1 protein-coding gene is annotated in these 290 nt (G+C 68.3%); it reads right to left on the bottom strand.

Going from position 1 to position 290, the window contains the following annotated elements; translation table 11 throughout:
* A partial coding sequence (locus tag AC3A6P_RS36175; RefSeq protein WP_487697474.1) for a DUF222 domain-containing protein occupies window positions 1-290 on the bottom strand: 290 nt, incomplete at both ends.

The raw sequence follows: 290 nt of genomic DNA, 5'->3' as shown, positions 1-290 counted from the left end.
GTGGCGGCCAGCGCATCCAGCACCCGCATCCCCAACTCCGCATCAGCTGCCGAGATCCGCCCATACAGCGACGCGGTACCGGTAGCGTCATCGCGTTTGCCGAACCCCACATCACAGCCTTGGGCGGCCTCACGGTAGCGCCGCACCGCATCGGGGTCGTGTTCTTCGATGATCGCATCCACGACCAGCACCAGGTCGTCGTCGGAGAGCAGGGTGTAGCCGCCCGCGTGGGCGGCGAGCTCGGCATCGACGGTGGCCTGCACCGACGGCAGCAGCAGCTCGGTGCGGTA

This window comes from Mycobacterium sp. Soil_C_30 (assembly GCF_057656995.1).
Note: the sequence above shows the minus strand (reverse complement) of the source record. Positions and strands in the feature narration are given on the sequence as shown.